At 73.6% G+C, this 13,732-nt stretch carries 14 protein-coding genes; 7 read left to right on the top strand and 7 right to left on the bottom strand.

What is annotated here, in order from left to right:
- On the top strand, window positions 1-477 hold the full coding sequence (locus HDA31_RS13735; protein WP_074476331.1) for an acyl-CoA thioesterase: 477 nt from the start codon (window positions 1-3) through the stop codon (window positions 475-477).
- A 39-nt stretch (window positions 478-516) separates the two neighbouring features.
- On the top strand, window positions 517-1,029 hold the full coding sequence (locus tag HDA31_RS13730) for a flavin reductase family protein (protein ID WP_074476507.1): 513 nt from the start codon (window positions 517-519) through the stop codon (window positions 1,027-1,029).
- 316 nt (window positions 1,030-1,345) lie between these two features.
- On the opposite strand, the gene HDA31_RS13725 is transcribed toward HDA31_RS13730, so the two are convergent.
- Both HDA31_RS13725 and HDA31_RS13720 read right to left on the bottom strand, forming a co-directional pair.
- A complete protein-coding gene (locus tag HDA31_RS13725) occupies window positions 1,346-2,713 on the bottom strand; it encodes a cytochrome P450 (protein WP_178065368.1) in 1,368 nt (455 codons plus the stop codon).
- Window positions 2,710-3,696, bottom strand: a complete 987-nt coding sequence (locus HDA31_RS13720) for a DUF1702 family protein (RefSeq protein WP_178065367.1) — start codon at window positions 3,694-3,696, stop codon at window positions 2,710-2,712. The genes HDA31_RS13725 and HDA31_RS13720 overlap by 4 nt, the downstream gene beginning before the upstream one ends.
- A gap of 233 nt (window positions 3,697-3,929) precedes the next feature.
- On the opposite strand from HDA31_RS13720, the gene HDA31_RS13715 reads away from it, so the two are divergent.
- Both HDA31_RS13715 and HDA31_RS13710 read left to right on the top strand, forming a co-directional pair.
- Window positions 3,930-5,030: an SDR family NAD(P)-dependent oxidoreductase gene (locus HDA31_RS13715; protein WP_178065366.1), complete on the top strand. Its 1,101-nt coding sequence runs from the start codon at window positions 3,930-3,932 to the stop codon at window positions 5,028-5,030.
- On the top strand, window positions 5,027-5,728 hold the full coding sequence (locus tag HDA31_RS13710) for a maleylpyruvate isomerase family mycothiol-dependent enzyme (protein ID WP_178065365.1): 702 nt from the start codon (window positions 5,027-5,029) through the stop codon (window positions 5,726-5,728). The genes HDA31_RS13715 and HDA31_RS13710 overlap by 4 nt, the downstream gene beginning before the upstream one ends.
- A gap of 207 nt (window positions 5,729-5,935) precedes the next feature.
- Here HDA31_RS13710 and HDA31_RS13705 read toward each other — a convergent pair whose 3' ends face one another.
- Window positions 5,936-6,715 carry a helix-turn-helix transcriptional regulator gene (locus tag HDA31_RS13705; protein WP_221487292.1) on the bottom strand — a complete coding sequence of 260 codons (780 nt, stop codon included), beginning with the start codon at window positions 6,713-6,715 and terminating at the stop codon, window positions 5,936-5,938.
- Between the two features lie 452 nt (window positions 6,716-7,167).
- Window positions 7,168-8,232: a carboxymuconolactone decarboxylase family protein gene (locus HDA31_RS13700; protein ID WP_178065363.1), complete on the bottom strand. Its 1,065-nt coding sequence runs from the start codon at window positions 8,230-8,232 to the stop codon at window positions 7,168-7,170.
- A gap of 326 nt (window positions 8,233-8,558) precedes the next feature.
- Here HDA31_RS13700 and HDA31_RS13695 point away from each other — a divergent pair, with 326 nt between their 5' ends.
- Window positions 8,559-9,158 (top strand): carboxymuconolactone decarboxylase family protein, encoded by a 600-nt coding sequence (locus tag HDA31_RS13695; protein WP_178065362.1) that lies wholly within the window; start codon window positions 8,559-8,561, stop codon window positions 9,156-9,158.
- A 25-nt stretch (window positions 9,159-9,183) separates the two neighbouring features.
- On the top strand, window positions 9,184-10,059 hold the full coding sequence (locus HDA31_RS13690; protein ID WP_178065361.1) for an SDR family NAD(P)-dependent oxidoreductase: 876 nt from the start codon (window positions 9,184-9,186) through the stop codon (window positions 10,057-10,059).
- Between the two features lie 79 nt (window positions 10,060-10,138).
- Here the strand turns inward: HDA31_RS13690 and HDA31_RS13685 are convergent, their stop codons facing one another.
- The 3 genes from HDA31_RS13685 to HDA31_RS13675 all read right to left on the bottom strand — a co-directional run bounded on the left by HDA31_RS13685 (window position 10,139) and on the right by HDA31_RS13675 (window position 12,844).
- Window positions 10,139-10,744: a copper resistance CopC family protein gene (locus tag HDA31_RS13685; RefSeq protein WP_074476324.1), complete on the bottom strand. Its 606-nt coding sequence runs from the start codon at window positions 10,742-10,744 to the stop codon at window positions 10,139-10,141.
- The gene (locus tag HDA31_RS13680; protein WP_178065360.1) at window positions 10,734-11,327 is read right to left on the bottom strand and encodes a hypothetical protein; all 594 of its coding nucleotides are present in this window, start codon (window positions 11,325-11,327) and stop codon (window positions 10,734-10,736) included. The genes HDA31_RS13685 and HDA31_RS13680 overlap by 11 nt, the downstream gene beginning before the upstream one ends.
- A gap of 170 nt (window positions 11,328-11,497) precedes the next feature.
- Entirely contained in the window at window positions 11,498-12,844 is a 1,347-nt protein-coding gene (locus HDA31_RS13675; RefSeq protein ID WP_178065359.1) for a carotenoid oxygenase family protein, read from the bottom strand.
- A gap of 96 nt (window positions 12,845-12,940) precedes the next feature.
- Here HDA31_RS13675 and HDA31_RS13670 point away from each other — a divergent pair, with 96 nt between their 5' ends.
- Window positions 12,941-13,591: a TetR-like C-terminal domain-containing protein gene (locus HDA31_RS13670; RefSeq protein WP_074476322.1), complete on the top strand. Its 651-nt coding sequence runs from the start codon at window positions 12,941-12,943 to the stop codon at window positions 13,589-13,591.
- The last annotated feature ends 141 nt before the right edge of the window (window positions 13,592-13,732 follow it).

The following is a 13,732-nucleotide window of genomic DNA, read 5'->3' as shown; positions in this document are numbered from 1 at the left end:
ATGGAGTCCTACTACGAGTACCGACACCTGGTCGGTTTCGAGGAGACCAACCTCGTCGGGAACGTCTACTACGTCAACTACATGCGCTGGCAGGGCCGGTGCCGGGAGATGTTCCTGCGGGACCAGGCGCCGGAGGTCCTGGCGGACATCCGCGACGACCTGAAGCTGTTCACCCTCAAGTGCGAGTGCGAGTTCTTCACCGAGATCACCGCGTTCGACGAGCTGTCGATCCGGATGCGGCTGGAGGACCTCACCCAGACCCAGATCGGCTTCGCCTTCGACTACGTGCGGCTGCGCGACGGCTTCGAGGAGCTGGTGGCCCGGGGGCGGCAGCGGATCGCGTGCATGCGCGGCCCGAACACCGACACCCGGCCGACCCGGGTGCCGGACACGCTGCGGGCGGCGCTGTCGCGCTACGCGGTGACCCCCGCCGCGGGCGGCCAGCGCAAGGTCCTCGAAGGCGTCGGGGAGGGCTGAGCCGTGACCAGAGCGGACCAGCGGCCGACCGTCGGCGCGGTGACGACGGCCCCGCCGGCGACGGCGGCCAACCACGCCGAGCTGCGGGCGGTGATGGGGATGTTCGCCACCGGCGTGACGGTGGTGACGTCGGGCCGGGACCTGCCGCACGGCATGACCGCGAACGCGTTCACCTCGGTGTCGCTGGACCCGGCGATGGTGCTGGTGTGCGTGAAGCGCAGTTCGGTCATGCACGACACCGTCCTGGCGCAGGGCTCCTTCGCGGTGTCGATCCTGGCCGCCGGCCAGGAGGGGCTGGCGCGTTACTTCGCCAGCTCCAGCCGGCCCCGCGACGAGCGGGAGTTCGAGACGGTGCCGTGCGAGGCGGGACCGCACACCGGGGCGCCGATCGTGTCCGGGAACGTGGCCTGGGTGGAGTGCAAGCTGGCGGCCGTGTACGACGGCGGCGACCACTCCATCTTCCTCGGCTCCGTGCTCGGCACCGGCCGGGGTGACAGCAGCGACGCGCTGCTGTTCCACGGCGGCCGGTTCTGCGAGGTGGGCAAGGGTTGACCGGGTCGGCCCGGCGCCGGCCGGGCCGACCACCCGACGGCCGGGCGGCCACGCACCCCGCGTGGTCGCCCGGCCGTCGCCGTGTCGCCGGCTGCCGCTGCCGCCATCGCTGTTGGTCGTCGCCGGCTGCCGTCGCCGTCACCGGGCGCGCTGCGGGGCGGCTCCACGGGGGGCGGTAGGGCCCGGCGGAGGCGCGGTGACGCCCGACGGGGATGGGTTCCCGCCAGGGCTGGTGTCCGGCCGGGGGCCCTGGGCACACGACGAGGCGCAACCGGGCGGGGAGCACCGGTTGCGCCAGGGTCGCCGGGCAGGCGGGTCAGGCCTCGTGGACGTGCATCGGCAGGCCGCCGCGGACCCGCAGGGTCAGCATCGGCTCCGGCACCACCGGGTAGCCGGGTTGCAGCGACAGCCGCAGCTGCCGGGTCACGCAGGCCAGGACGAACACCGCCTCCATCAGCCCGAGGTTGTTGCCGACGCAGAAGCGCGGGCCGGCGCCGAACGGGATGTAGGCGTACCGCGGCCGGTCGGCACGCCGGTCGGGGTCGAACCGGTCCGGGTCGAAGCGGTCCGGGTCGGGCCAGAACTCCGGGTGCCGGTGCAGGGTGTACGGGCAGAGCACCACGTCCGCGCCGGCCGGCACGTGCCAGCCGCCCACGACGTCGTCGCCCTGGGCGATGCGGGGCAGCAGCCACACCGGCGGGTACAGCCGCATCACCTCGTCGACCACCATCGCGGTGTACCGCAGCCGGTGCAGGTCCTCGTACGTCGGGTTGCGGTCGCCGAGCACCTCGACGGCCTCGGCGTGCATCCGCTCCCACACCTCGTGGTGCCGGTCGAGCAGATAGAACGTCCAGGTCAGGGTGCTGGCGGTGGTCTCGTGCCCGGCCAGCAGCAGGGTGACCAGCTCGTCGCGCATCCGCTGCCGGGCCACCCGGGGGTCGGTCTCCCGGCTGGTCGACTCGATCAGCCGGGACACCACGTCGTCGCGGCCGGCGATCCCGCCGGGCTGCGCCCGCCGGTGCGCCACCAGCCGGTCCACGATCTCCTGGAGCTCGGCGCGGGCCCGGCGGAAGCGCCGTTGCCGGGGCAGCGGCACCCACGGCGGCACGGCGCCCAGCGACATCATCTCGAAGATCGCCTGGTCCTGCACCGCCTCGAACGCCGCGCCGATGCCGCCGAACTCGCCGAGGTCGGCGTCGAGCAGCGTACGGCCCAGCACGCCGAGGGTCAGCTCGGTCATCTCGTGGCGGATGTCGACGGGGCCCGCGCCGACGGCGCGTTGCAGCCGGGCGGCCATCCGCACCGACTCCTCGGCGACCGCGTCGGCCTGGCGGGCGATGCGGCGGGCCTGGAACACCGGCTGGATCACCTTGCGCTGCTTGGTCCACAGCTCGCCCTCGCTGGTGAGCAGGCCGTCGCCGAGGGTACGGCGGGCGTGCACCAGCCCGATGCCCTTGTGGTAGTTGCCCGGGTTCTCGGCCAGCACGTGCTTGGCGTGGTCGGGGTGGTTGAAGAACCACAGCGTCTTCGGCCCCAGCGGCAGCCGCACCGCGTCGCCGTGCCGGGCGGCGACCGCCCGCATGACGTCGAGACGGTTGCGCGCCATCCGCCCGAGCAGCACCGGGGCGGTCCAGGGCGAGGGGCCCGGCGGACGTACCCGGGCGGGGTCGGCGACCGCGGTCACGGCTGCACCCGGGCGGCGGCCCGGAACCGCGCGGCCACGGCCCGCCGCCACACCTCGTACGCGGGCCGGCCCGAGGCGTCCGGGCCGGCCGGGATCAGCTCGTCGGTGACCCGGCCCGCGTCGGCGGCCGACGCCCGGCAGAACACCTGCGTGGCCAGCTCCGTGTGCGGCACCAGCAGCCCCGCCCGGATCCGGGCCTGCGCGGCGAACGCGCTGGCCTGGGCGACGAACGGGGCGTGCTCGCCGGCGCGGGCCAGGAACACCCGCAGCTCGTCGGCGGTGCACCCGCCCGCGTACGTCGCGGCGAGCCCGGCCCCGCTGTAGAGGTCCTCGTGCCGCGCCGCCGGGAACCGGTCGATCAGGTCGGCGGCGACGGTCGGGTCGCAGCCGGCGACGAACCAGGTGGCCCGGCCGATGCCCTGGTCGATGGCGCGGGCGGCGTACGCGGTGGGGCCCTCGGGCGGCCACGGGAAGTCGGTCACCGCGCGCTGGCCGTGCACGTACTCGGCGGTGCGGAAGTACGCCTGGTGGAAGCCGTAGCCGTCGTGCACGAGCCAGCGCAGCAGCGGGTCGGTGGCGGCGGCCAGGGCGCGTCGCCACAGCAGCTTCGGCAGCCGGGCCAGGGCCCAGCCGATCCCGACGTACGCCATGTAGACGTGCCGGTCGCCGGTGCCGGCGAGGAACTCGGCGCTGCGCCGGGGCGTGCCCGGGGTGAGCGCGTCGACCAGCGCGAAGCCCATGGCCGCGCCCTCGTAGGCGAACCCCTGGAAGCGGGTCGGCAACGGGGCGAGGTCGGTGTCGACGTCGGTCACCCGGCGGGCGCCGGCGGCCGAGGAGAGTCCGGTCAGGAACGACGAGCCGACCGTCTCCAGGATGGTGCGTGACTCCGGGTTCTTGACGTGGAACCCCCGGGTGGAGACGAGGGTCTCCTTGACGTCGGGGGTGAGGACGCGGCGCCTGAGCGCCCTGATGGTGCCGGCCACCTGCTGCTCCCATTCATCCAGATTCGACGATTCAACTGCCTCATCCTCCCGGTCGTCCGACGCCCGCAGCCACTTCCCGATTGCCCTCTGAGCTGCGGCGGAGCGGCCAGGACAACGGCACGCTGGGAGTAGTGCGCCGCTGCGGGGCGGGACACGATCGAGCCGCCCGCCACCTCGGCGGCGGCGTCGCGCCGCGCGGCACCGCGCCGGTCGCGGGCGGAGAGGAGCTCGCGATGTTGGTGCTCGTGACGGGCGGTACGGGCTTCGTCGGCGCGCACACGGTGGCGGCGCTCGTCGCCGCCGGGCACCGGGTGCGGGTGCTGGCCCGCGATCCGCGCCGGGTCGCCCCGGCCCTGACGCCGCTGTCGGTGCCGGACGACGCGGTGCAGGTCGTCGACGGCGACGTCGTCGACGAGACGGCGGTGGCCCGGGCGGTGCGCGGCGTGGACGCGCTGGTGCACGCCGCGTCGGTCTACTCGTTCGACAGCCGGTCGCACGAGGCGACCCGCCGGACCAACGCCCGTGGCACGCAGGTGGTGCTGGCGGCGGCCCGCCGCCTCGGGGTGGGTCGCTCGGTGCACGTGTCGACGTTCGGGGCGCTGGCGCCGTCCCCGGCCGGGACGGTGGGCCCGCAGTCGCCGCCGACCACCGCCGGGGAGACGTACCTGGCGAGCAAGGCCGCCGCGGAGCGGGTCGCCCGGGGCCACCAGGCACACGGCGACCCGGTGGTGATCGCCTATCCGCCCGCCCTGCTCGGGCCGCACGACCCGAAGCTCGGCGACCAGAACGCCCGGCTGCGCTACGTGCTGCGCGGCCTGATGCCGATGTGGCCCACCGGCGGCTTCCCGGTCGGCGACGTCCGGGACACCGCCGCCCTGCTCACGGAGCTGGCCACCGCGCCAGCCGAGGACGGCGGGCGGCACCTCGGGCCGGGCCGCTACCTGAGCACCCGCGACTACGTGCGGGCCGTCCGCGAGGCGACCGGCCGCCGGCTGCCCACGCTGTTCCTGCCGGCCCGGGCGATGCTGCCCTTCGCCTACGCCACCGACCTGGTGCAGCGGGTGTGGCCGTGGCACATCCCGGCCGAGTACGGGGCGTGCTACGTCTGCGCCACCGACGCCCGCCCGCAGGAGGCGGCCCGGTCGGCGGGGCCGGCGGGGCCGGCGCCCCGGCCGATCGGCGAGACGCTCGTCGACACGGTGCGCTGGCTGCACCGCACGGGGCGGCTCACCGCCGGCCAGGCCGGTCTGGCCGGCGCACCCGTCGTTCCCGCCGCGCCCGCGGCGGGTCCCGTCGAAGCCGCGGCGCCGCCGCGCAGGGAGGCACGATCATGACCATCGTCGAACCGCACCCGTCGCCGTCCACCGGGGCCACCGCCGTCGCGGCCTACCGCCAGGTCCGGCGGGCCACCGCGGAGCTGCTCGCCGAGGCGCCGCCCGGGGCTGACGCGCGGCCGGTGGCACACTGTCCGGACTGGACCGTACGGGAGCTCGTCGCGCACCTCGTGGAGGTCTGCGCGCGGGTGCACGGCCGGGTCACCGGCGCGGTCCCCGGCCCGAAGCCCGACGGCGGGGTGCCGGAGTTGCTCGCCGAGTGGGAGCGGCTGAGCGGGCCGGTGGAGGAGTTCCTCGCCGGTCCGGGCTCGATGGACGGGCACATCCTGGTGATGGACGCCTTCACCCACGAGCTGGACCTGTGTCAGGCGCTGGGCGTCGCCCCGCCGGTCGACCACCCGGCGCTGCCGGTGGCATCCGGCGTCCTGCTCAAGGGGCTGTCCGCCTCGCTCGACGGGCACGGCCTGCCGCCGCTGACGGTGCGGACCGAGCACGGCGACGCCGTGGCGGGAACGGGCGAGCCGACGGTGACCGTCGCCGGCCCGTGGCACGAGGTCTACCTGTCGCTGGCCGGTCGCCGCAGCGCGGCGCAGATCCGGTCGCTGCGGTGGAGCGCCGACCCGGGGCGCTGGCTGCCGGCGTTCACCTGGGGGCCGTTCCGGGTGCCGGAGTCGCCCGTCGCCGGTGCCGTGGGCTGAGCCGACGCACCGCTGTCGGCTGCCGGCCGGTGCCCCCGGGGCACCGGCCCGCCGCCTTCTTCCGTGGGGGATCGATCCGAGCGCGTCGCCGGGTCCCGTTCGGCGCGCGCCCTCATCCCCCGGTGGCGGCCGCGCCGCCCGATCCGCGGCCCCGCCGCGCCGGGCCGCAGCCCGGGGTCCGGGGCCGCCACCGCCCGGGGGCGGCGGTCACGACTTGGCCCGGTGCAGCACCCGGGACGGCCGCGCGGTGCGCCGGTCGTTGCGGGCGAAGCCGCGCCGGTTGCGGGCCGCCGGGTCGGTGCTGTCCAACTCGGGCAGCGCGATCAGGATGGGCAGGTCGAACACCCCGGTGTGGTGCAGCTCCAGGTCCACCGTGAGGTTGACGCCGGCGGCCACCGACAGCGCGTCGTACGCGCCGACGGCGAGGGGGCGGCGCATGGACGGGCGGGCCGCGATGTCACCGAGCGCGATCGCGGCGGCGCGCAGGTACCACTCGCCCTCCGGCACGTCGCGCAGCACGTACTCGCCGGAGGCCTCCAGGATGTCGCAGGAGGCCGGCAGGCCCTGCACGATGGGGCTGTCGAAGACGCCGACGTAGACCTTCACCGGCACGTCGACCGGGGGCAGGACGAGGCGTCCGGAGATGGTGGCCCGGCGGCGCGGGCCGGCCGTGCGGGTGCGGGAGAGCTGCGGGATGCCGTTCTCGGCGAGCCAGCGGTAGCGGGCCGGCGAGATGCCGACACTGCGGGTGAAGCGGCTGATGAAGGTGCCCAGGCTGTTGTAGCCGACGGCATAGGCGATGTCGGTGACGCTCATGTCGGTCTCGAGCAGCAGGTTCTTGGCCTTGTAGAGCCGGATCGCGGTCAGGAATCGGCCCGGCGAAGTGCCCGTCTTCGACCGGAACAACCGAGAGAAGTAAAAGCGGCTGAGAAAGGCCGAATCGGCCATTGCGTCGAGTGACAGGGGTTCGTGGTAACGATCCCACATGATCGAGATGGCTCTTTCGACGGCGTTGTGCACGGCCAATCACTCCATTCGGTGAACACGTTGGGGACACTCCGGCCATACCCGGCGCGACCGGCCCGGGTATGGTGCCGCCGGCCGCGGGATACCCCCCACGACCGGCGGCGTTGCCCTGCCCAGGGTCGCCACGACCTCGTCGTCGCTCCGTGACGGAACAGGTGTTCGATCACCCGGCTTGAATTGTGGAGAAATGCCAGTCCACCGGCCTGTCGGGTGGCGCGAGTGCGGACCGAAACGTATCGGGCCGCGCTTACTGTGAGTGTCCTAAGTGGTCCGGATGGAGTAGGACGATACCATGCATGGAGATCAATCAATACGGAACTTTCGAATGTTCCCACGGGCGGCTAGGCGATTTAATCTGACAGACGCAGCGATTATCCGAATTGGTCGGCGATGCGAGCCCTGTCCATAGTTGATCACTGTGGCGCCGCGAGCCTGCCGCCCAGCCACCGGGCCGCGGCCATCGCCGACCAGGCGGAAACCTCCACCAGCGCCCGGTCGTCCACGCCGGCCAGCCGGCAGCCCCGCACGACCGTCGGGTCCACCTGGTAGGACGCGAAGGCGACCAGCAGGGCCAGCCGGGCGATGGGCCGCTGGGCTTCGGGAAGCCCCTCGACCAGACCCTCCACCCAGGACCGGCTGATCCCCCGCGGACCGCCGTGCCAGCCGACCAGGTTGGCCAGCACCAGGTCGCGCACCGCCTCGGGCACCGAGCGCCGGCCCGCCGCCTCGATCGCCGCGCTGGCCCGGCCGAACGCCTCCGCGATCGTCGGGCTGCCCGCCGCCCAGGACAGGTCCGCCGGCAGCGGCGCGGCCGGCAGCAGGTCCAGCGAGAGGCCGGGCCCGTGCGGCCGGCGCGACGCGCCCATCATCGCCCAGCCCAGCACCCGCAGCACCATGGGCAGCGCCAGCTCCGGCACCCCCGGCGGCAGCGGCACGTCACGCAGGAAGACGTTCACCACCCGGTTGAGGTAGTGCAGCAGCACCGCCACCCCGACCAGCTCCGGCGTCTGGGCGGCGGGGAACGGCGGCGGTGGCGGGTTCCCGCCGACCGGCATCGCCCAGCCGACGAGCCCCTCCAGCTCCGCCGGGCCGCCGCCGGACCCCGGGTCGGGCCGGGCGCGGCCGTCCACGCCCACGCCGACCCCGGTGAGCAGGCCCAGCGCGTTGTTGTGGATGGTCGCGCAGTACGGGCAGGTGTTGCCCAGCGAGACCGAGGTGGCCACCGTCTCCTTGGCCGCCCGCGAGGCGGCCCCGGGCACGATCAGCGTCTCCCGCATGAGCAGCCACGCCGCGGCCAGCACCTCCGGCGCCGGGGCGTGCAGGGCCATCGGTGGGGCCAGCACACCGAAGTCCCTTTCCACCTGCCTGTACACCTCGGCCACCAGGCCACTGGCCCGCCCCCGACGCACCGCGTCGACGTATCGGATCTGCGTCAAACCGAGCGAGCCCAGCACCGGTCGCAGAACACTTGCCGGCATCACGTACCTCATCCGTCTCTGTGAATTGAAAACAGGTTATCGGCGAAAAGTGCCTTCAGCCAGTAGGCAGTACGGCCCAGCCGCGCCGACGGTTCAACTGCGGGACAGTTCCCGCAGTAGGCAATCTGGGAGAGCACTCCAGCTGCGACGACGTGCCATCATGGGCCAGCGGAATCGCTGCCCGACTGTCTTCGCCAGCGTTTCCGTGTCGCCCCGCAGCCCCGTCGGAGATTGCTGCGGCCAGCGCCGACAGCGGCCCTACTTCGTCGTGGAACGCACCGTCGTTCGCCTGGCCCCAGATCGCCCGAGCAACGAGGAGATGGCTCATGGAAACGACGACGAGACAGCCGGGAATCAGAGTCCCGCTGATTGACGAGGATCAGGCTCAGGGCCGTACCGCCGAACTCTACGAGGAAATCAAGGCGGTCACCGGGCTCCCATTCGTGCCCGACATGTTCCGGCTCACCTCCACCAATCCGCGGCTGCTCGCGGTGGTGGTCGCCGGCTACGGCGGCATCTTCGGCGGCGACACCCTGCCCCGGCAGCTCAAGGAGCTGATCTCGGCCTGGACGTCCAAGCTGAACGGCTGCCCGTACTGCGTCGGGACGCACAGCTGGTTCCTCAGCCAGTTCGGCGGCAGCGACGAGCTGCTGGAGGCGGTGTCGGACGCCGACAGCGTCGAGGACCTGCCCGTCGACGAGCGCACCCTGCCGCTCATGCGGCTGGTGACCAAGGTGAGCACCGGCTCGTACAAGATCACCGACGCGGACTGGGAGCAGGCAGCCGCCGCCGGCTGGAGCGACGCCGAGATGCTGGAGGCGGTCTTCTGCGCCTGCCTGTTCGCGTTCATCAACCGGCTGGTCGACGCCACGGGGCTGGGCTCGTCGGTCGACCGCAGCCGCATCGCGCGGCTCGGCGACGAGTGACCCGCGGCCGGGAAGGGACGCCATCATGACCCAGTCACGCGCCATCCTGCTGACCGGCGCCTCGTCGGGCACCGGAATGTCCTCGGGCAGCGGCAAGGCCACCGCGCTGCGGCTGCACCGGGCCGGCTGGCCCGTCTACGCCACCGGACGCAACGTGGAGGCCCTGGCCGACCTGGCCGACGAGGGCATCACGGTGCTCTATCTCGACGTCAACGACGAGGAGTCGATGGCCGCCGCGGTCAAGCGGATCACCGACGAGCACGGCGCGGTCGGCACGCTGATCAACAACGCCGCGTACAGCCTCAACGGCACCATCGGCGAGACCCCGATGGACGAGGTCCGCGCCCAGTTCGAGACGAACGTCTTCGGGCTGTGCCGGCTCACCCAGCTGGTCCTGCCCGGCATGCGGGAGCAGGGCGGCGGCCGGATCATCATGATGTCGTCGATCTTCGGCATGTTCGCCACCCCGGGCCGGGGCTACTACCAGGCCACCAAGCACGCGCTGGAGGCCATCAGCGACTCCCTGCGCCTGGAGGTCGCCCCGTTCGGCATCAAGGTGGTCGTGCTCCAGCCGGCGCCCATCCTGGGCGGCTTCGTCCCCGACAGCGTCGCCGACCTGGGCATGGACTCGCACGACAACCCCGCGTTGTACCGGGACTTCTGGGAGCACTTCGTCGACTGGCACCAGGCGTACCGGCTCAGCGACAACCCGCCGCTGCGCGGCAAGATCGCCGTCCGCGCCGAGAACGTCGCCAAGGTCCTCGAGACGGCGGTCTCCACCCCGAACCCGCGCATCCGCTACCGGCTCGGCATGCCGCCGCGCCTGCTGCCGAAGATGCGGGCGATGATCGGTGAGCGCGGGTGGGAGAAGTTCGTCCGCGCGTTCTTCCCCATCCCCTGACCGCCCGCACGAGCGGCGCCGACGGATCTCGTCGGCGCCGCTGCGCGTTGCCCGGGGTGCCGTCACGTGCCCTTGCCCGTCAGGCCCGGGATTCGTCGATACGCAGGGACCCCGCCCGCCCGCCGCGCGGGCGCAGCCACAGCAGGGCGACGACCACGGCCAGGACCGCGCCGTCGACGAACAGCAGGAAGGCGCTGAAGCCGTCGATGCCGTGCCCGTGCGCGTCGACCACCACGTTGGTGCTGGCCTGACGCGCCGCGTCGTCGAGCGGGGCCGGCGCGACGCCGGTGCCCACGCTGAACCGGTACGCCCCGGTGCTGGTCGTGCCGTCGGCGAAGGTGACGTGGTAGGCGACCGTGTAGTCGCCGGCGGCGTCGACGCCCAGCGGCAGCCGCAGCCGGGTGGAGCCGACGCGGGTCGGCTCGGCGTCGGTGAGCCGCCCGCCGTCCGCGTCGAGCACCGCGACGTGCGACTGTCCCTCGTCGACCTCGGCGGCGAAGCCCAGGGTCACCTCGGCCGGCGCGGTGGTGAGCACCGCGCCGGCCGACGGTTCGGCGGTGACCGGGCCGTCGGCGGCCCGGGCCGCGCCGGGGGTGAGCGCGAGCAGCCCGACGACCGCCGCCGCCACGGCGGTGGCCGCCGCCCGGCGACGGCCGCCGGGCGGGCGGCTCAGCTCACGCGGCATGGGGGGCGAGGGACCGGCCGGCGACGCGGTGCCCGACGCAGCTGCACGTCATCAGCTCCTGCTCGTGCCGGTTCGGCCGCAGGTGCAGGTACATCGCGATCACCATGGGGATGAAGACCACGGAGTTGTAGAACAGGTGCAGCTCCACCCGCGGCAGCACGAGCTGGAGGATGCTGGTCGGCACCTTCTGGCCGAAGAACATGGTGCCGGACTGCACCTGCCACAGCAGCAGGAAGTGCTCGATGTGGTGCCAGAACTGGATGGCCAGCGCCACGGTCCACCAGGTGCGGGCGCGGCCGACGAAGCCCCGGCGCAGCGCGAAGAGGAAGACCAGCATCACGATGGCGTAGCCGTAGTGCAGCCACTCGGAGGAGACCAGCCAGGGGTAGAACTGCCCGAGCACCCCCCGGGCCTTGGGCCGGGGAATGCCGAGCACCCAGATCTGGTACGCCTGCACCAGGTGCTCGGCCCAGTGCGCCAGCACGACGAAGAGGAAGACGTTGAGGGCGGCCCGGTGGTGGGCCCCGTTGAGCCGGCCGAGCAGCCCCGAGGACGGAGCGGCGGTGGAGAGGGGTTGGGACATCTTTTGCACCTTCCGTAAGGACGCGGGAGAGTGGAAACGCGGGAGAATCGCCGTACGGCCCGTGGCGGGCGAGACAGCGGCTGCCGCGAAGCTAACCGGCCGACCCGCGCCGCAGTTCCTCCAGATTGCCCAGGTGCTGTCGGAAACCCGTCCGTTCTCCGGGCGTCGGCTCAGGAGCCGATCCAGTTGGCGTGGAAGCCGCTGGGCACCCGGCCGGGCAGGTGCACGACGGCCACCGGCTCCCCGGTGAAGTCGCCGGCGTCGAGCACCACCAGATCGCTGCGGCCGGTACGCCCGTCGTGGACGTACGTCAGCAGCCAGCCGTCGTCCTCGGCCGAGAGCGGCCCGCGCGGGACGAAGACCGCCTCCCCCGCCTCCCGGTGCGGCCCGAAGTCGTGCACCGCCACCTCCCGGCGCAGCAGGTCGTGGCGCAGCAGCGCGGAGCCGCCCAGCACCCCCGCGCCGGACTGCATGGCCACCGTGTAGGCGTACCGGTGCCGCATCGTCTTGCGGCGCTCGTCGATGCGGGGGAACTCCTGGGGGATGTCGTCGAGCTGCTCGGCGGCGACCGTGCCCCGGGTCAGGTCCAGCGTCCAGCGCCACAGCGTAGGCGCGGACTCCCCCGGGGCGTGCAGGTCGCGGTCGAAGACCCGGTCGTGGCGCACCACGTCGACCACGCACGTGTCGTCGGCCTCGTAGGCGTTGACGGGGTGGAAGACGTAGCAGGGGTCGACGTCGAACCAGCGCACGTCGGCCCCGCGCCCCTCGCGGGGCAGCAGCCCGAGCCGCGCCGCGCGCCCGCGCTGCCACGCGTACGGGAAGCGGGAGCCCGCGCGGGCCAGCGTCGGCGAGAAGGTGACCGGCAGGTCGAACAGCACCGAGTGCCGGTCGGTCAGCGCCAGGGAGTGCATCAGCGGCGGCCCGGCGACCTCGACGCGCTCGCTGCGGCGCACCCGCCCGTCGGGGGTCAGCACGAGGTGCTCGACGTACGGCAGCTCGTGGTAGTAGGCCACGGCGAACAGCTCGCCGGTGACCGGGTCGCACTCGGCGTGGGCGGCGAAGCCGTGCGGCAGGGTGGCGTCGAAGTCGATGCGGGCCACCGAGCCCAGCTCGTCGTCCAGCTCGACCGGCAGCACGCCGGCCTCGCCGAGGGCCAGGGTGCGCCCGCCGTGCCGGATGACGTTGGCGTTGGCGTTGTCGGACAACCCGTGCCGCGGGCCGGGCAGGGCGAGCTCGCCCAGGGCGCGGGTGGTGCGGTCGGTGCGGATCCACCGGTTGCGGTACCACAGCGCGCGGCCGGAGCGCAGGCGCACGCCGTGCACCATGCCGTCGCCGACGAGGGCGTGGCCGGGCCGGTCGCCGCCCATCGGGTTCGGCCCGATGCGCACGAAGCAGCCGTCCAGCTCGGCGGGCAGCCGCCCGGTGACCGTCAGGTCGAGCTCCGTCGCCTCGGTGGCGACGGGGCGCCGGTTGTCGTTGCGGGAGAGGGTTCTGGGGGCGAGGGCGACGACGCTCATTGCGGCCTCCACGAGCTGGGGCGATCTTTTTGCGTATCGCGGTTACGTAACAGCGTTACCTCATTGAAGGTACGCCGGGCGTGAGATCATGTCAACGTGAGCCCGCGCCGAATCGACCCGACCCTGGCGACCGCCCTGCTGGAGGCGGCGGCCCGACTGCTCGCCGAGGAGGGCGCCGCCGGCCTCACCACGCGCCGCCTCGCCGCCGCCGTGGGCACCTCGACCACGGCCGTCTACACGCACTTCGGCGGCATGGACAACCTGGTCCGGGCGATGGTGCACGAGGGCTTCGCCCGCCTGCACCGGCGCATGTCGACCGTGCGGGCCACCTCCGACGCGGTCGCCGACGTGATGGCGCTCGGCTACGCCTACCGGGCCAACTCCCTCGACCACCCGCAGCTCTACCAGGTCATGTTCGGCAGCGCCGCGCTCGGCGGGTTCGCCCTGGCCGACGGCGACCGGCAGCACGGCAAGTACACGCTCCAGCCGCTGGTCGACGCGGTGGCCCGGGCCACCGAGCAGGGCCGGTTCCGCGCCGGGGATCCGCTGCTGGTCGCGCAGAACATGTGGATCGCCCTGCACGGGCTGGTGAGCCTCGAGCTCGGCGGCTACCTGATCGACCCGTACGACGCCGACGTCTGCTTCGAGGCGCAGCTGCGCTCGCTGATGGCCGGCGCGGGCGACGACTACGAGGCGACCGCCGCCTCCCTGGCCCGGGCCCGCCGCCGGCGTTCCCCCCGCGCCTGACGGCGGCCCGGCGCGGCGGAGAGCACGCGGCGACGGCGCACGGCGATCCTGCGCACCACGATCGCGCACGGCAACGGCGGAGAAGCGACGCGCATCCCCCGGTGTGATGCTCAGGACGGGTCCCGAGCACGTCCGCAATGG

The sequence above is a fragment of the Micromonospora carbonacea genome, assembly GCF_014205165.1.
In the GTDB taxonomy this organism is placed as follows: domain Bacteria; phylum Actinomycetota; class Actinomycetes; order Mycobacteriales; family Micromonosporaceae; genus Micromonospora; species Micromonospora carbonacea.
The sequence above is the reverse complement of the archived record's forward strand: the minus strand, read 5'-3'. Positions and strand labels throughout refer to the sequence as shown.

Coding starts and splice junctions, on each gene's coding strand:
- HDA31_RS13735 (WP_074476331.1), top strand. CDS start 1: ATGGAGTCCTACTACGAGTACCGACACCTGGTCGGTTTCGAGGAGACC.
- HDA31_RS13715 (WP_178065366.1), top strand. CDS start 3,930: ATGTTGGTGCTCGTGACGGGCGGTACGGGCTTCGTCGGCGCGCACACG.
- HDA31_RS13710 (WP_178065365.1), top strand. CDS start 5,027: ATGACCATCGTCGAACCGCACCCGTCGCCGTCCACCGGGGCCACCGCC.
- HDA31_RS13705 (WP_221487292.1), bottom strand. CDS start 6,715: ATGTGGGATCGTTACCACGAACCCCTGTCACTCGACGCAATGGCCGAT.
- HDA31_RS13700 (WP_178065363.1), bottom strand. CDS start 8,232: ATGCCGGCAAGTGTTCTGCGACCGGTGCTGGGCTCGCTCGGTTTGACG.
- HDA31_RS13695 (WP_178065362.1), top strand. CDS start 8,559: ATGGAAACGACGACGAGACAGCCGGGAATCAGAGTCCCGCTGATTGAC.
- HDA31_RS13690 (WP_178065361.1), top strand. CDS start 9,184: ATGACCCAGTCACGCGCCATCCTGCTGACCGGCGCCTCGTCGGGCACC.
- HDA31_RS13685 (WP_074476324.1), bottom strand. CDS start 10,744: ATGCCGCGTGAGCTGAGCCGCCCGCCCGGCGGCCGTCGCCGGGCGGCG.
- HDA31_RS13680 (WP_178065360.1), bottom strand. CDS start 11,327: ATGTCCCAACCCCTCTCCACCGCCGCTCCGTCCTCGGGGCTGCTCGGC.
- HDA31_RS13675 (WP_178065359.1), bottom strand. CDS start 12,844: ATGAGCGTCGTCGCCCTCGCCCCCAGAACCCTCTCCCGCAACGACAAC.